Genomic DNA, 21,201 nt, shown 5'->3' on the forward strand with positions numbered 1-21,201 from the left:
GATTCAGGACAATAACCGCCATCGAGCGAACGCGAGTGTCATGTCTACCTCTCTTTCCCTGTTTATCCACCGCATTACGCCCAGGCGCTGGTTGACACGTTGCGCCGGCTGGCTGGCCGCATGCCGCCAGCCATGGGTGGCCCAGCCGCTGATACGCGGCTATGCCAAGTGGTACGGCATCGATCTCGCCGAAGCCCTGCACGCCGACCCCAGGGCCTATGACAGTTTCAATGCCTTCTTCACGCGCGCCCTGCGCCCTGGCGCCCGCAAGCTGGCCGATGCGGACTGGACCAGTCCTGCCGACGGCATCGTCAGCCAGTTCGGCCGCATCAGCCTGGGGCAGATGATCCAGGCCAAGCAGCGTCGGTACAGCGCGGCCGCGCTGCTGGCCGATGCGGACCTGGCGCACGCATTGGAAGGCGGCTGGTTCACCACGATCTATCTCAGTCCGCGCGATTACCATCGGGTGCACATGCCCTGCGAGGGACGCCTGCTGGGCATGCGCCATGTGCCGGGGACTCTGTATTCCGTCCGGCCGGAGATCGTGCAGCACATGGATGGCCTGCTGGCGCGCAATGAGCGGCTGGTCTGCTGGTTCGAGCATCCACTCCATGGCGTCTACGCCATGGTGCTGGTAGGCGCCGCCATCGTTGGCAGCATAGCCACGGCCTGGCATGGCCAGGTGGCGCCGCGGGGCCGGCGTATCCAGCAATGGGACTACGGCGGCCAGGCCCCTTTGCGCTTGCCGCAAGGCGCCGAAATGGGACATTTCCAGTTGGGGTCGACCGTGGTATTGCTGATGCCGGGCAACGCCTGGCGGTTCCATCCCGGCTGGAAGACAGGGCGCGCCGTCAGATTGGGACAAGCCATGGCCGACCGGCGTTGACGCCGGCCGTGGCTAGACCATGCTTTCCCGGATATCCCGCGCCAGCTTGCGGCACTGCCCGGGTTCGATCGCAGAGACGGTGATGCGCAGGCCCCTGACCGGCTCCTGGACCCCGAAGGCATCTCCATGGCGCACCAACCAGCCGCGATGGGCCAGGGCCAGCGCGACCGCCTGGTCGTCGGTATCCAGCGGTACCCACAGGTTCAGGCCGTCGCCGTCCGCGGCGTATGGCACGCCTTGCTCGGACAAGGCGCCTTCCAAGGCCTTGCGCCGCTGGGCGTAGTCCTTGCGGGCCTGGGCCATCTGCTTGGCCACCTCGGGCCGGCCCAGCGTGACCTCGACCATGTCCTGCAACAGATGGCTGACCCAGCTGGTGCCGGAAGCCAGCCGCAAACGAAGCTGGCGCGACGTCGCGGTATCGCTGGCCACCATGGCCAGGCGCACGTCGGGGCCCAGCGTCTTGGAGAACGAGCGCACCAGCGCCCACCGCTGGATGCCCGAAGGCAGCACCGAGTGGTATTCCTTTCCTGACAGCAAGGCGTAGTGATCGTCCACGATGACCATGGCATGGGGATACTTGGCCAGCACCCGCGCCAGCGCCTTCGCCCGCTTTTCGCTCAGGCTGCAGCCCGTGGGGTTGTGGGCGCGCGGCGTCAGGATCACGGCCTGCGCGCCCTTGGCCAGTGCCGCTTCCAGGGCCGCCGCCTGCATACCTTCGGCGTCGACCGGTACGCCCAGCGCCTGCAGGCCGGCGATGCGCAGCATGTTGATGCTGCTCAGGAAGCAGGGATTCTCGACCGCCACCTTATCCCCAGCCACCAGGTGCGAGCTGAGCAGCCGTTCGATGGCGTCCACAGCCCCGTGGGTGAGGTTGATCTCGAAAGGCGCCGGGCAGTCCCGCGCGAACCAGGCGCGGGCATAGCTTTCCAGCCCCGCGTTGACCGTGGGTTCGCCGTAGAGCCGCGGCTGATAGGGCCGGATCGCGAGGGCCGCGCTCAGATCCGGCAGCCAGGCCGGATTGGGATTACCGCTGGCCAGATCGGCCAATGGCGAGTCCGATAGCGCGCCTTCCTGTTCGCCCGGTCCGGACTGGTCGCGGACGATGGTGCCCAGGCGACCCTGGGTCAGCGCGATGCCGGCCGTCACCAAGCGCTTATAGGCGGCGGCGACCGTATTGCGGTTGATATCCAGTTCGACCGCCAGATCGCGCACCGGCGGCAACGCCTGGCCCGGCGGCAACTGGCCCGACTGAGCCAGCCCGCGCACGCAATCGAAGATCTCAGCGGCGGTCTTTCCTTGTATTTTCATAGCGTCCTAAGACAATTCCGTTCCTGGCATGGGCAGCGGCCGCGCCGACTCCCGGCGTAAGTTTGACATGGATTCCCAGTCCGCATAAAGCGGGCTTACCGCACGCAATCCACGTAGTAGCGCAGGTTTCCGTCCGCGTCGCGCAGCTCCACGAAGCCATGGATGTCCGTGCCGAACCCGGGACACTCGCGGTTCAGCTCGCGCGAGAACTTCAGGTAATCGACGATGGTCCGGTTGAACGCCTCGCCCGGGACCAGCAACGGTATGCCCGGGGGATAGGGCGTGATCAGGCTGGTGGTGACGCGGCCTTCCAGATGGTCGATCTCCACCCTCTCGGTGCGGCGTTGGGCGATGCACGCATAGGCATCGCAGGGCTTCATCGCGGGGGTGACGTCAGTCAGGTACATGTCCGTGGTCAGCCGGGCGATGTCATGCCTGGCATAGGTCGCATGGACATGCTGGCACAGGTCGCGCAAGCCCATGTTCTCGTAGCGAGGATGCTTGCGGCAGAACTCCGGCAGGATCCGCCACATGGGCTGGTTGCGTTCGTAGTCGTCCTTGAACTGCTGCAACGCGGTCAAGAGCGAACTCCAGCGGCCCTTGGTGATCCCTATCGTGAACATGATGAAGAAGCTGTACAGCCCGGTCTTCTCCACAATCACGCCATGCTCCGCCAGGAACTTGGTGACGATGGAGGCCGGAATGCCGCTGTCCGCGAAGTTGCCGTCCAGATCCAGCCCTGGCGTCACGATGGTGGACTTGATCGGATCCAGCATGTTGAAACCGTCCGCCAGCGCCCCGAATCCGTGCCAGGACGACTCGCCGTCCCCGCCGCGGATGATCCAGTCCTCGGGCGAGCCTATGCCCTCCGGCGCCAGCGTCTCCGGTCCCCAGACCTTGAACCACCAGTCGCCATCGGCGAAATGCGTGCCGACCTCCTTCATCGCGCGCCGGAAGTCCAGGGCCTCGGCGATGCTCTCCTCCACCAGCACCGTGCCGCCGGGCGGCTCCATCATGGCCGCGGCCACGTCGCAGCTGGCGATGATGGCGTACTGGGGACTGGTACTGGTGTGCATCAGATAGGCTTCGTTGAAGAGATGCCGATCCAGCCGCCGCGTCATGGAGTCTTGCGCCAGCACGTGGCTGGCCTGGCTGATTCCGGCCAGCAGCTTGTGCGTCGATTGCGTAGAGAAAACCAGCGATTCCCTGGGCCGCGCGCGCTGCTTGCCCATGCAGTGGTAGGCGCCGTAGAACGGGTGGAACACCGCGTGCGGCATCCAGGCCTCGTCAAAGTGCAAGGCGTCCACGTAGCCATCCAGCGCTGCCTTGATCTCCTCGGTCTGGTAGATGATGCCGTCGTAGGTCGACTGCGTCAGCGCCATCACCCGCGGGCGGACCGCGTCGGCGTCCAGGTGCTTGAGCAGCGGATGGGCGCGGATCTTCTCCCGGATGGCCTGGATATCGAACTCGCTGCGCGGAATCGGGCCGATGATGCCGAAATGGTTGCGTGTGGGGCGTAGAAAGACGGGTATCGCTCCCGTCATGACGATGCTGTGCAGGATGGACTTGTGGCAGTTGCGGTCCACCAGCACCACATCGCCCGGCGCCACCATGTGGTGCCACACGATCTTGTTGCTGGTGCTGGTGCCGTTCGTCACGAAATAGCAGTGGTCCGCATTGAAAATGCGCGCGGCATTGCGCTCGCTCGCACCGATGGCGCCGTTGTGATCCAGCAGCTGCCCCAGTTCCTCCACAGCGTTGCAGACGTCCGCGCGCAACATGTTCTCGCCAAAGAACTGATGAAACATCTGACCCACGGGACTCTTCAGGAACGCCACGCCGCCCGAATGGCCCGGGCAGTGCCAGGAATAGGATCCGTCCTCGGCGTAGTCCAGCAACGCCTTCAGGAACGGTGGCTTTACGCCCTCCAGATAGGCCCGGGCCTCGCGGATCAAGTGTCGCGCCACGAATTCGGGCGTGTCCTCGTACATATGGATAACACCCTGGAGTTCGCGCAGGATGTCGTTCGGAATGTGCCGCGCGGTCTTGGTTTCGCCGTACACATAGATCGGCACGTCGGCATTGCGCCGCCGAACTTCACTGATGAATTCCCGCAATGCCAGCAGCGCGGGCGCGACGCCCTCGCCGTGCGCGAGTTCCTCGTCGTCGATGGACAGGATAAAGGCGCTGGCTCGGCTTTGCTGCTGCGCGAACAGGCTGAGATCGCCGTAGCTGGTCGTTCCCAGCACATCGAAGCCTTCGGCCTTGATGGCCTCGGCCAATACCCGGATGCTCAGGCCGGACGTGTTTTCCGAGCGGAAGTCCTCGTCGATGATGACGATGGGAAACTGGAACTGCATTGCTGTCCTCTGTCTATGGGTTGCCGCTTGCGTTTTAGTTTGTACTCGAACATAATTATATCTGTCCTAGGACAAAATAAACGGCGCGGTGGCAGAGTGGCTATGCAGCAGGATTGCAAATCCGCGAAGGTTGGTTCGATTCCAGCCCGCGCCTCCAGTTTTCCTGGCCGCGGGCGCGGTGCGCTAGGTTGCGTGGTCGCGCAGATGTTCGCGCAACGCGTCAGCGAATGAAAGCGCGATGACCGACGACGGCCAATGCTCTGGCCATACCAGGCTGAGATCAAACGAGGCGCCCGGCTCCAGCGGCCGCAGCTGATCCAGCCCGCCCGGGATGCGCGCGGCGGTCAGCCGGTCTACCAGCGCGATGCCCACGCCACGCATCACCAGTTCCATCGCCACCGAGGTCCAGAACACCTGCACGCGACGCCGCGCGTAGACCTTCTGCTGCTCCAGCAGCGCTTCCAGCCAGAAGCGGGTGTGGTCCAGGTTGTCGTAGATGATGAGGTCGCGGCCAGCCAGTTGTTCCACACGGATGGTGTCGAACTTTTCCAGCGGGTCGCCGGGAGGAATGGCGCAATATAGCTGCAGGCTCACTAGTGGCTCGGCCACCACGCCCGGGTGCTGCCCCCCGTAGAAGCACACCCCCATATCCACCTGGCGCGCTGCCACCCATTCGACGATGCGCGCCGAACTGCGCGTCTGCAAAGCCACGGAGATATTGGGCCGGTCCGCCATGAAACTGGCCAGCACGTCCGGCATGACGGTCAAGGACAGCAAGGGCAAGGACGCCACGGTCAAGTGGCCTTGCTTTTCGCTGCCCAGGTCCTTGATGAAGCTATCCAGTTGCGAAAGGCCGGAGAACAGCCGGTCGACCTGGCCATAAAGCGCCCTGCCTTCGGGCGTGGGCAGCAGACGCCCTCCCTTGCGCACGAACAGCGCCACGCCCACGCGGCGCTCCAGCTGGGCGATGTACTTGCTGGCGGCAGGCTGTGAAATCAGCAGCACCTGCGCCGCCCGGGACACCGAGCCTTCGCGCATCACCGCCCTGAAGATTTCTATCTCTCGCACGTTCATGCGCCGACTATAACTATTTAGCTATAGGGATGGCAATTATTGGTATTAGGCAGTTATGCAGATTGTTCCTAGGATGAACGCTCGACTTTCATCCAGGACCCATCGTGTCGGAAAACTACGCAACCATGGAATTGCCGTTCGGCCCGGAAACCTATGCCGCGAACCTCTCGCTGCTGGCACAGGACATCCAGGCTCAGGGCCTGTCAGCCGCCATCCTGTTCGACCCCGAGAATATCTACTGGCTGACCGGCTACCGTTCCATTGGCTACTTCACCTTCCAGTGCCTGGTGGTCTCGCCCGACGGCGGCATCGCCATGGTCTCGCGCCAGGTCAACCACGCCGTGGCGACCGGCAACCGCAACATCGCACGCTTTGTCGCCATCGATGACATCAGCGACCCGGTCGATGTATTGGCGAGCTACCTGAAGGACATCCTGCCCAGCGGCCGCATTGGCCTGGAAACGGCTTCTGGCTACCTCAGCGTGGCCGCCTACAAGCAGCTGCAAGCCCGCCTGAGCCCACGGCTGGCCGACTGGCAAGGCCCGATGGAAGAGGCGCGCAAGATCAAGACCCCGGCGCAGCTGGGCTTCATGCGCCAGGCCGCGCACGCGGCGGTCGCCGGCATCGACGCCGCAGTGCGCGCGATCGCAGTCGGCGCCACCGAAAACGATCTTGCCGCCGCCATGCTGCACGGCGCCACCAAGGCCGGCAGCGAATACACCCGCGTGCCGCTGGTGGCCGTGGGGCGCGCCAGCGGCGTCTGCTTCACCACCTGGCAGCGCCGGGAGCTCAAACGGGGCGACCTGGTGTTCCTGGAGGCCGCGGCCAACATCAACCGCTATCACGCCATGATCTCGCGCAATTGCGTGGTCGGGCGCGCCACCGAGCGGCAGCGCTTCCTGGCCGGCACCGTCATCGCCGCGCTGGACGCCGCCATCGACGCCATCCGCCCCGGCGTCACCTCCGCCCAGGTGGACCAGGCCTGCCGCGCGGTCTTCGAACGGGCCGGGCTGGGGCATTACTTCGATCACCGCACGGCCTACGGCATAGGCATCGGCTTTCCGCCCAACTGGGCCGAGGGCCGCTTCCTCGCGCTGCGTCCGGACGACCCCACGGTGCTTGAGCCCGGCATGACCTTTCACCTGGTGCCTTCCCTCTTCATGCCCGAAGGCGGCTTCATGGCCAGCGAAAGCGTGGCCGTCTCCGAGGACGGCTGCGAAGTGCTCACCCGCTATCCGCGCGAGCTGATCGAAATCGACGTCTGACAACAAGACCGGCTCCAACAACATACAAGGGGAATTGCCGTGTTGAAGAACTGGATGTATCCAACCATCGCGGTCATGGGAGTGCTGCTTCTGTGGCATTTCGCGATACCGCTGTTCGGCCTGCCAGCCTACCTGTTGCCGCCGCCGCTAAGCGTGCTCGAACGGCTGTGGACTGACTCGGCGTTCCTGGGACATCACTCCTGGGTCACGTCCGTCGAGACGCTGGGCGGCTTCCTGCTGAGCATCGCCGTCGGCATACCGCTGGGCATCCTGCTGGTGTGGTCGCGCCCGCTGGAGCGCGCCATCATGCCGCTGCTGGTGGTGTCGCAGGCGTTTCCCAAGGTAGCGGTCGCGCCGCTCATCATCATCTGGTTCGGCCTGGGCCTGTTTCCCAAGATCCTGATCGCATTCTCGGTGGCCTTCTTCCCCATCGTGGTCAGCACGGTGGCGGGCATGCGTTCCGTGGACGCGGACCTCAACGACCTGGCCCGCTCGATGCGAGCGGGCGCCCTGCGGACCTTTCTGCGCATCCGGCTGCCTTATGCGTTGCCGCAGATCTTCTCCGGCCTGAAGGTCGCCATTGCTTTCGCCACGGTCGGCGCGGTGGTGGGGGAATGGGTGGGCGCCGAAAGCGGCCTGGGCTACGTGCTGCTGTCCGCCAACGCCAACCTCGACACGACGTTGCTGTTCGCGGTGCTGGTCGCGCTCATGCTCATCGGCCTGGTCTTCTACTACCTGGTCGAGTTTTCCGAACGATTCCTGATTCCCTGGCACATCAGCGTGCGCAGCGACGCCCTGCCCTCTGTCTGACCCGTCCTCCGGAGACTCCATCATGAAATTCACGACTCGACTTGGCTGGACCCTGGCTTGCCTGCTGGCCGCAGGCGCGGCCGGCGCGCAGGAGAAGCTGAGCCTGCGCCTGGACTACAGCATCTACGGCACGCACGCGCCGCTGTACTACGGCATAGACAAAGGCCTCTACAAGGCCGAAGGCATAGACCTGAGCATCGGCGAAGGCAGCGGCTCCAGCAACACCGCGAAACTGGTGGCGCAGGGCATCGATCCCATCGGCTTCATGGACTACGGCACCATGCTCAAGGGCGTCGCCGCAGGCATGCCGCTGAAGGCCGTCTTCGCCGTGCACCAACGCTCTCCCATGGTCATCATCAGCCACGCGGACGCTCCGGTGCGCGCGCCCAAGGACCTGGAAGGCAAGGTGCTGGGCATGAGCGCATCCGAGTCGACGGCTCAGATGTTCCCAGTGCTGGCCGCCCTGAACGGCGTGGACCAGAAGAAGATCAATGTCATCGCGCCCGCCGTGGGCACCAAGACCGCCCTGTTCCTGCAACGCCGCGCGGACGCCATCACGGGCGTCACCTACTTCCATATCCCGCCGCTGGAAGCGCAGGGCGCAAAGGTGCATTACTTTTTCTATGCCGACTTCGGCGTCAACGCGCTGGAAGGCGGGCTGGCGGCCAATACCAAATGGCTGGAGGCCAATCCCGAAACGGCTCGGCGCTTCCTGCGCGCCACGCGCAAGGCCTACGAGGCGGCCCTGGCCGACCCGGCCGCCTCGGTCGACGCCCTGGTGCGCCAACGTCCGGAACAGGCGCGCAATCGCGAGCAACTGGTGCGCCAGCTGCAGCTTTCGCTGCAGGCCGCCGGCACGCCCAACACCAAGGGATTGCCGTTCGGCGTCTCTGCGGAGAAGGACTGGCAGTCCATGGTCGACCAGTTCGTGCAATCGAATCAGATCGCCAGCCCGGTCCCGACCAGCACGCTCTACACCAACGACTACAACAGGGACTAGATATGGCACAGCACGCAGCCTTGACGCTCGCTCCCGCAGCGGGCGCGCCCGATACCGCGATCGACATCCGCGGCATGGTCCAGCGCTTTGGCTCCTATGTCGCGGTCGACGGCATCGACCTTGCCATACCCGAAGGCCAGTTCCTCTCCGTGCTCGGCCCCTCCGGCTGCGGCAAGAGCACCTTGATGCGGGCGGTCGCCGGCCTGACGCCGCCCACCGCCGGCGAGATCCGCGTGCTTGGCGAGCGCGTGACCGAGCCGGGCGCCAACGTGGGGATCGTGTTCCAGCGTGCGGCGCTCCTGCCATGGCGCGACGTCGTCGGGAACATCTCGCTGCAGCTGGAGATGCGCAAACTGCCCGCGGCGCGTCATGAGGCCCGGCTGCGAGAACTGATCAAGCTGAGCGGACTGGAAGGTTTTGAAAAATGCCTGCCGCACCAATTGTCCGGCGGCATGCAGCAACGCGTGGCGCTGTGCCGCGCGCTGATCCACGACCCCGACATCCTGCTGATGGACGAACCCTTCGGCGCCCTGGACGCGATGACGCGCGAAGCCATGAACCTGGAGCTGCAACGGGTATGGCTGGAAAGCAAGAAGACCGTCATGTTCATTACCCACAGCATCTCCGAAGCGGTGTTCCTGTCCGACCGCGTGGTGGTGATGAGCAAGCGGCCGGGCCGCGTGGCGCTGACCGTCGACATCGATCTGCCGCGTCCGCGCAACTACGCCATGGTCGGGCACCCCAACTTCGTCAAGGCGGCCACGGTCATACGCGAGTGCTTCGACGCCGCGGGGATGACGGAATGAATCCCGTCCGCTACGACGCCGGCCCCTACCCCCGGGCCCGCCTGGCTTTCCTGTGCGTGGCCAATGCCGGCCTGACCGAGGGCGAAATGCACGCCATGGCTCCCGACGGCGTGGGCCTGAGCTTTGCCCGCGTGCCCATGGCAACGGCCTGCACCGTGCAAAGCCTGGCCGGTATGGAGGGCGGACTGCTTCAGGCCCTGGACGGCCTGGCGCCAGGGCGTCGCGATATCGACGTGGTCTGCTACAACTGCACCGCGGGCAGCTTCGTGATCGGCAACGACAAGGTACGAGCGCTGCTCGCGCAGGCCCGCCCCGGCGCGGCCGTGGCCACGCTGCTGGACGGCGTCACGCAGGCGCTGGACGCGGTCGGCGCGCGCCGCCTGGCGGTTGCCACCGCCTATGACGATGCCGTCAACGAACTGGAGCGCGCTTACTTCGAAAGCATCGGCCACGAAGTCGTCTCGCTGCAGGGCCTGGCCCTGCCCGACGACGAAACCATGAACCGGGTCTCGCCCGACTATCTGTACGAATTCGCCTGTGCCGTGGACCGGCCCGATGCCGACGCCGTCTTCATCAGCTGCGGCGCGCTGCGCTCCACCGCCATCCTCGGACGTCTGGAAGACAGGCTGGGCAAGCCCGTGATCGGCAGCAATCAGGCCAGCATGTGGCATTGCCTGCGGCTGGCGGGGATCCACGACCGGATGGACGGCTATGGCCGGCTGTTCCGGGAACATTGAAATCCGGACCCGTCATGGATGAAATCGATACCCGACTGATCGGCATTCTGCGGCGCGACGCGCGCACGCCGCTTTCCGTTTTGGCCAGCAAGGCCGGCGTGTCGCGCGGCACGGTCTCCAACCGCCTGCGCAAGCTGGAGGAGGACGGGCTCATCGCCGGGTATACGCTCAAGCTGCGCCCTGACTCCGACCAGGACGGCCTGCGCGCCTGGATGGGCATCACCGTCGACGGCAACCAGACGCGCGCCGTGCTGGCCAGCCTGCTGGGCGAGCCGAGCGTCGAGCAGCTGCACGACACCAACGGCCGTTGGGACTTGCTGGCCGAAATACGCGCAGATTCCACTGCAGATCTGTCCAAGGTGCTGGAACGCGTGCGCCTGATCAAGGGCATCGCGGCCACCGAAACCAGCATCCTGCTCGCGACGTACCGCTGAAACCGGCGCGCTAGGCCGGCAGCGGCTCGCCCCGCAGCCTTATCTGCGCGACGGTTCTTTCCCCGCGCTGCTCCAGCACGAACTGATGCCTGTCCGGATACCTCAGCGTCAACCGCCTGCACAGATTCCCTAGTCCGCCCCCGCCGCTGGCCAGATCGAAGGGCGCGTGCAGCCGGCCGGGATTGTCCACTTCGATGAGCAGTTCATCGCCCTGCAAACGCGTGCGTATGCTGATCGGGAAATGCGCGTGTTCCGAACGCATGCCGTGCTTGATCGCGTTTTCCACCAGTCCCTGCAGCGTCATGCGCGGAACACTGATCCGTAGCGTGGCAGGATCGATCTGGCTGCGCAATTCAAGCCGCTTGTCAAAGCGCAGCGCCTGGATGCGCACATAGGCTTCGGCGGCCTCGATCTCCTCCTCCAGCCTGGACAAGCCTCGTCCGCGCCGGTCCAGCGAATAGCGCAGGTACTCGGCCAGGCTGCGCGTCATTTCCTCTGCGATGGCAGGCCGATCGGCGATCTCGGCCACGATGGTGTTCAGCGAGTTGAACAGGAAGTGCGGCTCGATCTGCAGCTGCAGATGCTCAAGCTCCAGTCTCAAGGAGCGCGTCTCCGCCTTCATCTTGGACAGGCGCTCGCTGCGTGCGTTCAGCTCGGCCGAGACGCCGAAATAGATCAGCGTCCAGATCGAGAGCATGCCCATGTAGTAGAGAAAGCCCAGCCGGTACTGGTTGCCCGGCAGCACGCGGATTGCGCCAGGCAGAAACAGGCTGTGGATGCCATAGGCGATCGACGCCAGCAAGGCCGAGGCGGTCAGGCAGAACAACACCGCGCAGACCAGCACCAGCAAGGGCGGATCGCCTTTGCCCGCACGGCGGCCATGCAGCACGGCCGCCCCGCTGGTCAGGACGAATGCCAGGGGTTCCAGCGCCACGGTAAGCCAGAAGGCTGCGGTGGCATTGCCGAACACCGCCAACCGGATGAAGAAGCCCACGATCGCGAGAAAGAGCCATCCCAGCGTCTGCGCCCGCCAGAAGCCAAGCGAGGACTCCCCTGGACTCAAACCCTGGCCGATCGATGCGAACTTCATGGATGCGCCCCCCGGACGGGCAAAGGGTTCTCTGGAAACTGCATAGGCCTTATATTTACCCGCGTGCCAGACCGGACGACTATACCCGCCACACCATGGCGCCAGGGAGGAAAATGCTGCGTGTGCTTGTCATCGACGATGAAGCCCCGGCGCGGCGCTACCTGCGCCGGCTGCTCGAAGCCTCGCCCGACGTCCATGTCGCGGGCGAAGCCGACAGCCTGGAATTGGCGCGAACGCTGATCCGCGAGCATCGTCCGGATGCCCTGTTCCTGGACATCGAACTCACTGCCGCCACGGGTTTCGACCTGCTGGACCAGCTGGAAGTCCCACCCGCCGTCGTCTTCGTCACCGCGCACAGCGACTACGCCGCCCGCGCCTTCGACGTACAGGCCGTCGACTACCTGCTCAAGCCCGTGCGTCCGGGCCGGCTTGAACAGGCGCTGGCGCGGCTGCGCCCGCGCGCTGGCGGCCACCTGACGCTGCGAACGCGCAACGGCACCAAGATCATCAAGATCCATGAACTGACCATGGCGCAGGCGCAAGGCGACTACGTGATGCTTTGCAGCGCCGCGCACGCCAACGAGCTGATGCACATCACCTTCAAGCGCCTGGCGGCCCAGCTGCCCAGTCCGCCCTTCTGCGCCTTGTCGCGGTCGGTCATCATGAATCTGGAACATGTCTCCCACCTGTCGCAGCTGCCCGGCGCGCAGACCGAGGTCGCGTTCAACAACGGTGTTGCGCCCGTGGTGCTGGGACGGGTCGCGTCGCAGCGCCTGCGGCGCGCGGTGGCGCAGCGCTGACGCGACGGGTCGGCCATTGTGGCCAGCGTCGGGATAGGACCGTTGCCGCATCGGTTCGGGCCGGAAATGTGCCGATTGTCATCGGCCGGCCACGAGACATCACGCAGTTTTCGACGAAACGGGGATTTTCCTCGACCAAACATGCCCCAGGAAGACGGCGTCAATAGCCTATGGGGTAGCCGTCCTTGCGATGATCCGACGCCGCCAGATAGCCTCCCTGCTCCAGCCGGTAGGCCATCTGCGCACTGCCGAACTCCAGATCAAAGCGCGGCGCCACATCGACCTTGTGGCCGCATGCGCGCAGATGCTCGACAGCATCCGGCGGGACGTTCCACTCCACCGCCACGCCCACGTTGTCATCCTTGATGCGCCAGCGTGGCGCGTCGCTCGCTGCCTGGGGATTCTGGCCGAAGTCGGCCAGCCGGCTCGTCACTTGAAGATGGCCCTGCGCCTGCATGGAGCCGCCCATGACGCCAAAGCTCATCAAAGGCTGCCCGCCCTTCATCAGGAAGCCTGGAATGATGGTGTGGAACGGCCGCTTGCCTGGCGCCACCACATTGGGATGCCCGGCCTTCGTTGAAAAGCCCCAGCCCCGGTTCTGCATGGCGATACCCGTTCCCGGCACCACCACGCCGGAACCGAATCCCTTGAAGTTGGATTGGATGAACGACACCATGGTGCCGTGCCGGTCTGCCGCGGTCAGATACACCGTCCCGCCGCTGTGCGGATTGCCGGCCCGGGGTTCGCCCGCGCGATCCGGATCGATGAGCTTTGCCCGTTCCGCCAGATAGGCGGGTTCCAGCAACTGCGCGCTCGACACCTGCATGTGGGCCGGATCGCCCACATGTTCGTACAGGTCCGCGAACGCCAGGCGCATGGCCTCGATCTGCAGATGCAGCGCGCGGCCGCTGTCGCGCCCGCAATCCGCCAGGTCGAAACGTTCCAGCATGCCCAAGGCCATCAATGCGCCGATGCCCTGGCCATTGGGACCAATCTCGTAGAGCTCCAGGTCGCGGTAGCGCATGCCTATCGGCTCCACCCAGTCAGCCGCATGGCCCGCCATGTCGGCCTCGGTGATATAGCCGCCCGTATTGCGCGCGTGGGCGGCTATCGCGGCGGCCAGTTCGCCGCGGTAGAAGCTCTCGCCCTTGCTGCGGGCGATGCTCTCCAGCGTGGCGGCCTGGCCAGGGCTGGAGAAGCGCTCGCCGGGCAAGGGCGCGCGGCCCCCGGGCGCAAAGGACTCGGCAAAGCCCGGCTGCCCGCTCAGGCGCGGCACCTGCTTCTGCCACTGGCGATGCACCGTGGGCGAAACCAGATAGCCGTCCCGCGCATAGCGTATGGCGGGCTCGAACAAGTCCTCGAACGGCAGCGAACCGAATTTCTCCCAGATCGCGCGCCAACCCGACACGACACCGGGTACCGTCACGCTGCCCCAGCCTATCGGGTCCATGCCATCCAGATGCGCGAACCTGGCCGTTTCCCAGGCGGCCGGCGCGCGCCCCGACGCATTCAGCCCATGCAGGCGCCCGCCATGCCAGACGATGGCGAACATGTCGCCGCCGATCCCGTTCATGCATGGCTCCACGACGGTCAGCGCAATGGCAGTGGCGAGTGCCGCGTCGATCGCGTTGCCGCCCCGCGCGTACATCTGCAGGCCGGCAGCGCTGGCCAGTGGCTGCGACGTGCTGACCACGTTGTCCGCAAGCAGGGGCATGCGTTGCGATGCATAAGGAAGCTGCCAGAAGGGATCGTTCGGAATGGGCATGGGAGTCGGGTCGGAAGTTAGGGGCTGGCCGCCCGCGGGCGGCCAGCAAGAAAGCCGGGACGGCCGCTATTTGCCCGCAGTAATGTTCAGGGCCTTGACCTTGTCGCGCCAGAACGCCTGCTGGTCCAGGATGAACTTGGGCAGGGTCTGAGCCGGAATCTCGCTGATCTGGAAGCCCTGCGCCTCGATGGCCTTGCGGAATCCCGCGTCGCCCTGCGCCTTGGCCAGCGCGCGGGCCACGATGTCCAGGCGGTCCTTGGGCGTTCCCTTGGGCGCCATCAACGCGAACAGGTTCTCCGCCTCCAGGCCCTGCACGCCCAGCTCCTTGAGCGTGGGTACGTCAGGCATGACCGGCAGACGCTTGGCCGAGGCCACGCCCAGCACGTCGATGCGGCCGCCCTGTTTATGCGGCAGCGAGCTGGTCACGCTGTCGAACATGAAGACCGACGCGCCCGAGATGACTTCGGGCAAGGCCTGGCTGCTGCCTTTGTACGGGATCTGCAATGCGTCCACGCCCGCCTGCTCCTTGAAGATCTCGCCCTCCAGGTTGGACAGGGTGCCCGCGCCCATCGACGCGTAGTTGTACTTGCCCGGCGCTGCCTTCAGATAGGCCACCAGGCTGGCATAGTCCTTGATGCCCAGCGTCGCGGGGGTGACCAGGATGTGCGGGGCGCTGGCGATCGCGCCCACCGCATCGAAGTCGCCGTCCAGCGACACCTGCTGCTTGCCATTGAGCGCTTCGTAAATGGAGTTGGACATCACCGACGAGATGTACAGCGTGTAGCCGTCGGCTTCGGAACGCGCCGCCGCCTGCATGCCGATCAAGCCGCCAGCGCCGGGGCGGTTCAACACCACCACCGACTGGCCCAGCGTGTCGCCCAGCTTCTGGCTGAGCTCGCGAGCGAGCACGTCCGTCGCTCCGCCCGGTGGAAACGACAGGATAAGCTGAAGCGAACGCTGCGGAAAATCAGCCGCCCCCGCGCCGGTAGCCGCCGACAACGCCAGCGCGGCAAAGGCGCGCTTCAGAATGCCGAGTCCCTGCGGGCGCGCGGCGGCGCGGCCCGATTTACATACAACACTAGCCATGCGATTCCCCTTGGTTGAAGCGCCGTAGGCGGGTCTGTTGCCCTTGTATCCTGGCGGCCCTGGTCGGCCCATTCTATGAATTGCTTTTGTGGCAATCAATATCAATAATTAGCATGCCAATTGCTATTTTGAGAATCACGACATGCTCAGCACCGCGCACCGCTATTTCCTCGAGGTCGTACGCGCAGGCAGCATCAAGGACGCGGCCACGAGCCTCCACGTAGCGCCCTCCGCCATCAGCCGGCAGGTCGCCAAACTGGAGGATGACTGCGGCGCGGCCCTGTTTGAACGGCGCCCGCATGGCATGGAGCTGACCCGGGCCGGCGAAATGCTGGCCGACTATGCGCGCCGCGTCGCCATGGATGCCGAACACGTGCTGCGCGATATCCGCAGCCTGCGTCATGCGGAGCTGACGACCATCCGCATAGGCTCCAACGAAGCCGTGGCGCGCAACGTGCTGCCGCCCATCCTGGGCGCGTACCGCGCCCTGCATCCCGATGTAGCGTTCCAGGTGCACATCGGCTCGCCCGGCGTCGTGACGCAGCGCCTGCGCGACAACAGCATCGACGTGGGCCTGGCCTTCAGCCTGAACGCGGGCAACGGCATCGCCGTGCGCTACGAAATCGTCTCGCCCGTTCGCGCCATCATGGTCCCGGACCATCCTCTCGCCAAGCGCGCCAGCGTGTCCTTGGACGACCTGCGCCGCTACCCGATCGCGCTGACCGACTCGGGCACCACCGTGCGCCTGTTGTTCGACAGCTCGGCGGCGGGCGGCGACGGGCCGCCTTTCGACATCGCCTATTCGAGCAACTCGTCATCGGTCATTCGCGCCATCGTCGAGGCCGGCCATGCCGTCACGCTGGCCGGCGAGATCACGCTCGCCGAACCGCTGCGCAGCGGCGCGCTGGTGGCCGTGTCCTTGCAGCAAGCCGTCTTCGCCGAACGCACGCTGCAAGTGCAGACCGCCAGCCACGCCCGGCTGCCCGAAGCGACGGCCGCGTTCATCGAGCACCTGATCGAAGCGCTATCCACAGGCGCCCGTTCACGCGATTCTTGACTTGGCGCAGGCTTGCCGCAAAACTGAAGTTCTACACGCGCGCAGGCTCGGCCAGGCGCGGAAGGCCCCGATTCAATGGTCAGAGTGAATGATTGAAGGAGCTCCGCATTGACCACTGCCGCGATGCCCAGACTGAAACTGCGCCGCCTTGTCACCGTGCTGGCGCTCGCGAGCGGAATCATCGCCTTCGTCAACACCCTGTACGCGGCCTACCTGGTGCAGCGCGAGCAGTTGATTGCCAACACCCTCGAGGCCAACCGGGCCTATGCGGTCAAGCTGGCGGAAGTCACCGACATCTACATCGAATCCATACAGCGGCAATTGCTCCTGTCAGCCGAGCGAGCGCCTGGCCTGCTGGGTTCGAAACCCGCCATGGAAGACGAACTCGCGCGCCTCGTCCATCAGAGCGACGGCGTCATGACGGCCGCCATCGCCGACAGTAGCGGCACCATCCTCGCCACCGCTCCCGCCGACGCGGGCTTCGAAGGCAGGACGCTGGTGCGCCAACAATTGGCGACGGGCGCCCAACATCTGAAGGGCCAGATATCGACCCCCTACGTGGGTATGGAGGGCCAGCTGATACTGGCGTTTTCCGAGCCTTTCCGTGATGCCAAGGGCAACTATGCCGGCACGATTCTCACGGCCATCCACCTTCGGCAAGGCAACGAGTTCGACAAACTGGTAGGCGAGCACTTCTACCGCGACGGATCCTACCTGTATGTCGTCGACGGCAACGGCACCATCATTTACCACAAGGACAAGGATCGCATCGGCACCAGCGAAAGAAGCAACGCCGTGGTCGAAGCCGTGCTGCGCGGCGAGACGGGTGCGATGCCCGTGGTCAACACCCGCGGCGCGCACCTCCTGGCCGGCTACGCCGCGCTCAAGAACGGCGGATGGGGCGTCGTGGCGCAACGCCCGCTGGACGAAACGCTGCGCCCGCTGCGGAGCCTGACCGACAGGATCGTGCTCTACGCTTTGCCGGTGGGGCTGATCATGTTCCTGGTCATCTATCTGTTGGGCCGCTGGATCTCGCGGCCGCTGGAGGAACTGGCGCAGATCATCGAACGGGACCAGCCGGGCGCATCCGCTGGAGATCTGGACAGGGTCAAGGGCTGGTACTACGAAGCTGCCCGCCTGCGGAACGCCGTGACGATGAGCCAAAGCTCCCAAACCCGGCGGCTCGACAAGCTGAACACGGACACCATCACCGATCCGATGACGGGCCTCTTCAACCGCAGGGGCCTGGCGCTGCAGATCGCCACCCTGCGCCAGACCCAGCAGCCTTTCGCGGCGCTCGCGCTGGACCTGGACCACTTCAAGCGCGTGAACGACACCTACGGGCACGCGGCCGGCGATCAGGTGCTGATCGCGCTGGCCGCCATCCTCAAGACCTGTGTGCGAGGGGAAGACGCGCCGTGCCGCGTCGGCGGCGAAGAGTTCCTGATCGTGATGCCCAACGCCTCGCGTGACACGGCGGAGATGGTCGCCGGACGCATCCGGGCTGCGACGGCAAGCCATGCCATGCCGCAAGCGGTGGGGCGTGTCACGGTGTCCATCGGCATCGCGCTGTGGCCGTCGGATGATGCCGACATCGACAAGGTCATGGCGAAGGCGGATGAGGCCTTGTACCGGGCGAAGAATGCGGGACGTGATCGGGTGGAGGTCTGGTCGGCGGGGAGTCCGCAGGCCTAGCCTTCGTCCGCAGGACGCCGCGTATACCCCGCGGCCAAAGCATGCGCGACCCTTTCTGCGTAGCGCTGCATGATGGCCGCCAACGCCTCGAGGTTCTTCGACTTCAGGCGCTGCAAAGGCCCCGTAACGCCAAGGCTGTAGATCACGCCCAGATGCGGCAGATGCACCGGCACGCCCAACGCCGCCAGGCCCTCATCGATTTCGCCGATGCAGGTCGCGTAGCCCTGCTGACGGACCTGGGCGTACTCGTCTCTGATGCGGCGGCTATCCACGCAGGTATGCGCGGTCAAGCGCGGTAGCGGTTCCGCCAGCGCGGCATCGATGACCTTGGGCGCTTGAAACGCAAGAATGGCTTTGGCCGATGCGGCCGCATGCGGCGCCATGCCCTTGCCGGGCAATACGAATCCGCGCCAGGGTGTATCGGGCGCTTCCATCAGCACGGATGACACCTGGTGACCGCTGTGCAGCTTCGCCAGGTAGCAGGTTTCATCGGTCTCGGCCGCCAGGTCGGCCAGGTGCGGGCGCACCACCGCGCCTATCCACTCCGTATCTGCGCTGGCGTATGCCAGCCGCTTCACCCGCGCACCCAGCACATAGGTGCTTGCGGCCAGATCCACCAGTTGTGAGTCCTGCATGGTGCCCAGCAGTCGATGCGCGCTGGTCTTGGGTAAAGCCAGCATGCGCGCGATTTCCGTGAGGGCCAGGCCGTCGGGAAAGGAGGCGAGCAGTTCGAGGATGCGGGTGTAGCGCTCTAGGGGGGGGAGTTTGGAATCTTGGCTCATAGGCGTTCCTTGGACGCGCATTGTAGGGCGGCCGAACGCCCATGCCGGGAAAACCCGGTCTTGCTGTCCTTGCCGGCTGTTTTTTATTATACCGAAAAAAGGAACGTTGTACCGATTTTCGGAACGACGAGAAAGCCATCAAAAACCCTGGGGAAAGCCGCCCCGCCTTCAACGTTGATCGTTACAGGAGCGCAGCATCATGTCTTTCAAGAACATCCTCACCCTTGCCCGCCGCGTTCTACCGGCCGTCGCCCTGGCAAGCCTTGCCAACGCGGCCTACGCCCAGAACGTGGTGGTAGGCGCCACCGTGCCCCTCACCGGCCCCTTGTCGCTGACCGGCAAGCAATACTTCAATTCCCTCAAGCTGGCCGAGGACGACATCAACAAGGCGGGCGGCCTGCAAGGCAAGCCGGTCAAGTTCGTGTTCGAGGACGCCCAGGCGTCCAACGGCACGGCCGTCAATGCCTACGTGAAGCTGGCGCAGGAGAACAAGCCCGCCTTCACCTTTCTCACCAGCTACAGCACCCAGAACATGGCCGTCGCGCCGGAAGTGGCGAAGGCCGGCATTCCTGCCATGTACGCCGGCGGCGCCGATGCCGTCGCGGATCTGCGCAATCCCTGGCTGTTCCGCATCCGCCCGCAGGACAGCACGGCGGCCGTCGCCATGGCGCGCTTCGTCAAGGATGAGCTCAAGCTGTCCAAGCCCGGCATCCTCTACATCCAGAATGATTTCGGCCAGGGCGGCGCCAATGCCGCGGCGGCCTTCCTGAAGGATCAGGGCATCACCCCCGTCGGCACGGAAGCCTATGGCCAGAACGACAAGGACATGTCGGCGCAGATTCTCAGCCTGAAGAACAAGGGCGCCGACGTCATCCTCGCCTTCGTCTACCCGCAGGACGGCGCGATGGTGCTGCGCCAGATCAAGATGCTGGGTCTGAAGCAGCCCGTGGTGGCCTCGTCGGCTGCCTTTGTCCCGGCCGCCATGCAACTGTTGTCGCCAGCCGATCTGGACAACGTCTGGGGCGTGATCGACACCTATCTGCCCGCGACCGACAAGGGCAAGAACTACGCGGAACGCTTCAAGCAACGCTTCTCCATGGACGCCGATCCCTATGGCGCCGCGTACTACGACGGCGCGATGCTGATGGCCCAGGCCATCAACGCCGTCGGCGCCGAACCGCAAAAGCTCCAGGCCTATCTCAAGGACCTGAAGGGTTATCAGGGCGTTTCGCACGTCTACAGCTTCGATGCCAAAGGCAACGGCGTGCACGATGTCGCGATCGTGAAGTTCGCCAAGGGAAGCAAGGACATGCAGTTCATCAGCACCATCAAGGTCGACTGAGCATGGCCGGCGCCACAAGGGGAACTCCATGCAGGAAATGATCCAACTGCTGGTCAACGGCGTCGCGCTCGGCAGCGTCTACGCCCTGGCCGCGCTGGGCTTCGTCATCGTGTATTCGGCCACCAGCGTGGTGAACTTCGCCGCCGGCCAGTTCGTCATGCTGGGCACTTTCTTCGGGGTCAGCACCATCATCCAGGCCCAGTGGCCCGCAGCCCTGGCCTATCCCGTGGCCATCGCGATGATGGCGGTCTTCGGCCTGTTGTTCTATGCCCTGGTCCACTTGCCGCTGCAGAACCGTCCCGTCGTGACGGTCATCATCGGCACGGTGGCCGCCGGCATCGCCATGCAGAACGGCGCGTTGCTGATCTGGGACGCCTGGCCCTTCCGCATGCCGTCGCCTTTCGGCGACGGCACCATCAGCCTGGCCGGCGGCGTCATCACGGTGCACGCCCTGGCCACCATCATCATCACGCTGCTGTTGATCGCCGGTCTCTACGCGCTGCTGCACCGTACTTCCATCGGCCGCTCGATGCGAGCGGTGGCGCAGGACGTCGAGACCGCGAGACTGATGGGCCTGCCGGTGCGCCTGCTGCTGGGCTTCGCCTGGCTGCTGGCGGCCGTGTTCGCGGGCTTTGCCGGCCTGCTGGTGGGGCCCATGTGGTTCGCCGACGTCAACATGGGCGATGCCGTCGCGCTGAAGGCCTTCGCCGCCACCATCATCGGCGGATTCGGCAGCGTACCCGGCGCGATCGCGGGCGGGCTGGTGGTGGGCTTGATAGAAATTCTTGGCGCGGCATACCTGTCCTCCACCTACAAGGACCTGCTGGCCTTTGGAATCATGATTCTCTTCCTGCTGCTGCGGCCGCAGGGCATCTTCGGCGAACGCATCGCCGATCGGGGCTGA

19 protein-coding genes and 1 tRNA gene are annotated in these 21,201 nt (G+C 65.2%); 13 read left to right on the plus strand and 7 right to left on the minus strand.

Annotation, left to right across the window (positions count from 1 at the left end; translation table 11 throughout):
• The first annotated feature begins 40 nt into the window (after positions 1 to 40).
• Entirely contained in the window at positions 41 to 886 is an 846-nt protein-coding gene (gene asd / locus DXK93_RS14475) for an archaetidylserine decarboxylase (RefSeq protein WP_119450407.1), read from the plus strand.
• A gap of 12 nt (positions 887 to 898) precedes the next feature.
• Here asd and ptsJ read toward each other — a convergent pair whose 3' ends face one another.
• Positions 899 to 2,194, minus strand: coding sequence for a transcriptional regulator PtsJ (gene ptsJ / locus DXK93_RS14480; protein ID WP_119450408.1), 1,296 nt, complete (start codon positions 2,192 to 2,194; stop codon positions 899 to 901).
• Between the two features lie 95 nt (positions 2,195 to 2,289).
• Positions 2,290 to 4,554, minus strand: a complete 2,265-nt coding sequence (locus tag DXK93_RS14485; RefSeq protein WP_119450409.1) for an Orn/Lys/Arg decarboxylase N-terminal domain-containing protein — start codon at positions 4,552 to 4,554, stop codon at positions 2,290 to 2,292.
• An 82-nt stretch (positions 4,555 to 4,636) separates the two neighbouring features.
• Here DXK93_RS14485 and DXK93_RS14490 point away from each other — a divergent pair.
• Positions 4,637 to 4,711, plus strand: a tRNA-Cys gene (locus DXK93_RS14490).
• Between the two features lie 26 nt (positions 4,712 to 4,737).
• Here the strand turns inward: DXK93_RS14490 and DXK93_RS14495 are convergent.
• Positions 4,738 to 5,622 carry a LysR family transcriptional regulator gene (locus DXK93_RS14495; RefSeq protein ID WP_158598560.1) on the minus strand — a complete coding sequence of 295 codons (885 nt, stop codon included), beginning with the start codon at positions 5,620 to 5,622 and terminating at the stop codon, positions 4,738 to 4,740.
• A 110-nt stretch (positions 5,623 to 5,732) separates the two neighbouring features.
• Here DXK93_RS14495 and DXK93_RS14500 point away from each other — a divergent pair, with 110 nt between their 5' ends.
• From DXK93_RS14500 to DXK93_RS14525, 6 genes are read left to right on the plus strand one after another with little or no spacing between them, the layout of a single operon-like run.
• Positions 5,733 to 6,893 carry a Xaa-Pro peptidase family protein gene (locus DXK93_RS14500; RefSeq protein WP_147400243.1) on the plus strand — a complete coding sequence of 387 codons (1,161 nt, stop codon included), beginning with the start codon at positions 5,733 to 5,735 and terminating at the stop codon, positions 6,891 to 6,893.
• A gap of 54 nt (positions 6,894 to 6,947) precedes the next feature.
• On the plus strand, positions 6,948 to 7,703 hold the full coding sequence (locus DXK93_RS14505; RefSeq protein ID WP_054452132.1) for an ABC transporter permease: 756 nt from the start codon (positions 6,948 to 6,950) through the stop codon (positions 7,701 to 7,703).
• A 22-nt stretch (positions 7,704 to 7,725) separates the two neighbouring features.
• On the plus strand, positions 7,726 to 8,703 hold the full coding sequence (locus DXK93_RS14510) for an ABC transporter substrate-binding protein (protein ID WP_119450410.1): 978 nt from the start codon (positions 7,726 to 7,728) through the stop codon (positions 8,701 to 8,703).
• Positions 8,704 to 8,705: 2 nt separating this feature from the next.
• A complete protein-coding gene (locus DXK93_RS14515) occupies positions 8,706 to 9,509 on the plus strand; it encodes an ABC transporter ATP-binding protein (protein ID WP_119450411.1) in 804 nt (267 codons plus the stop codon).
• Positions 9,506 to 10,246, plus strand: a complete 741-nt coding sequence (locus DXK93_RS14520; RefSeq protein WP_119450412.1) for an arylmalonate decarboxylase — start codon at positions 9,506 to 9,508, stop codon at positions 10,244 to 10,246. The genes DXK93_RS14515 and DXK93_RS14520 overlap by 4 nt, the downstream gene beginning before the upstream one ends.
• Before the next feature lie 14 nt (positions 10,247 to 10,260).
• The gene (locus tag DXK93_RS14525) at positions 10,261 to 10,680 is read left to right on the plus strand and encodes an Lrp/AsnC family transcriptional regulator (protein ID WP_054452136.1); all 420 of its coding nucleotides are present in this window, start codon (positions 10,261 to 10,263) and stop codon (positions 10,678 to 10,680) included.
• Positions 10,681 to 10,690: 10 nt separating this feature from the next.
• Here DXK93_RS14525 and DXK93_RS14530 read toward each other — a convergent pair whose 3' ends face one another.
• Positions 10,691 to 11,770 (minus strand): sensor histidine kinase, encoded by a 1,080-nt coding sequence (locus DXK93_RS14530; RefSeq protein WP_054452137.1) that lies wholly within the window; start codon positions 11,768 to 11,770, stop codon positions 10,691 to 10,693.
• Between the two features lie 113 nt (positions 11,771 to 11,883).
• Between DXK93_RS14530 and DXK93_RS14535 the strand changes: the two genes are divergently transcribed.
• Positions 11,884 to 12,570, plus strand: coding sequence for a LytTR family DNA-binding domain-containing protein (locus tag DXK93_RS14535; protein WP_119450413.1), 687 nt, complete (start codon positions 11,884 to 11,886; stop codon positions 12,568 to 12,570).
• 160 nt (positions 12,571 to 12,730) lie between these two features.
• Here DXK93_RS14535 and DXK93_RS14540 read toward each other — a convergent pair whose 3' ends face one another.
• Both DXK93_RS14540 and DXK93_RS14545 read right to left on the minus strand, forming a co-directional pair.
• A complete protein-coding gene (locus DXK93_RS14540; RefSeq protein ID WP_119450414.1) occupies positions 12,731 to 14,335 on the minus strand; it encodes a gamma-glutamyltransferase family protein in 1,605 nt (534 codons plus the stop codon).
• A gap of 66 nt (positions 14,336 to 14,401) precedes the next feature.
• The gene (locus DXK93_RS14545; RefSeq protein WP_082400824.1) at positions 14,402 to 15,421 is read right to left on the minus strand and encodes a tripartite tricarboxylate transporter substrate binding protein; all 1,020 of its coding nucleotides are present in this window, start codon (positions 15,419 to 15,421) and stop codon (positions 14,402 to 14,404) included.
• 142 nt (positions 15,422 to 15,563) lie between these two features.
• Here DXK93_RS14545 and DXK93_RS14550 point away from each other — a divergent pair, with 142 nt between their 5' ends.
• Both DXK93_RS14550 and DXK93_RS14555 read left to right on the plus strand, forming a co-directional pair.
• On the plus strand, positions 15,564 to 16,478 hold the full coding sequence (locus DXK93_RS14550; protein ID WP_119450416.1) for a LysR family transcriptional regulator: 915 nt from the start codon (positions 15,564 to 15,566) through the stop codon (positions 16,476 to 16,478).
• A 108-nt stretch (positions 16,479 to 16,586) separates the two neighbouring features.
• Complete coding sequence (locus DXK93_RS14555) at positions 16,587 to 18,173, plus strand: diguanylate cyclase (protein ID WP_119450417.1); 1,587 nt, start codon at positions 16,587 to 16,589, stop codon at positions 18,171 to 18,173.
• Here DXK93_RS14555 and DXK93_RS14560 read toward each other — a convergent pair.
• Positions 18,170 to 18,955: an IclR family transcriptional regulator gene (locus DXK93_RS14560; protein ID WP_119450418.1), complete on the minus strand. Its 786-nt coding sequence runs from the start codon at positions 18,953 to 18,955 to the stop codon at positions 18,170 to 18,172. The two genes, DXK93_RS14555 and DXK93_RS14560, sit on opposite strands and share 4 nt — an antisense overlap.
• Positions 18,956 to 19,154: 199 nt before the next feature.
• On the opposite strand from DXK93_RS14560, the gene DXK93_RS14565 reads away from it, so the two are divergent.
• Together DXK93_RS14565 and DXK93_RS14570 are read left to right on the plus strand one after the other, a co-directional pair.
• A complete protein-coding gene (locus DXK93_RS14565; protein ID WP_119450419.1) occupies positions 19,155 to 20,297 on the plus strand; it encodes an ABC transporter substrate-binding protein in 1,143 nt (380 codons plus the stop codon).
• A gap of 28 nt (positions 20,298 to 20,325) precedes the next feature.
• Entirely contained in the window at positions 20,326 to 21,201 is an 876-nt protein-coding gene (locus DXK93_RS14570; protein WP_054452143.1) for a branched-chain amino acid ABC transporter permease, read from the plus strand.

Source organism: Achromobacter sp. K91, from assembly GCF_003576205.1.
GTDB classification, from domain to species: domain Bacteria; phylum Pseudomonadota; class Gammaproteobacteria; order Burkholderiales; family Burkholderiaceae_B; genus Achromobacter; species Achromobacter aegrifaciens.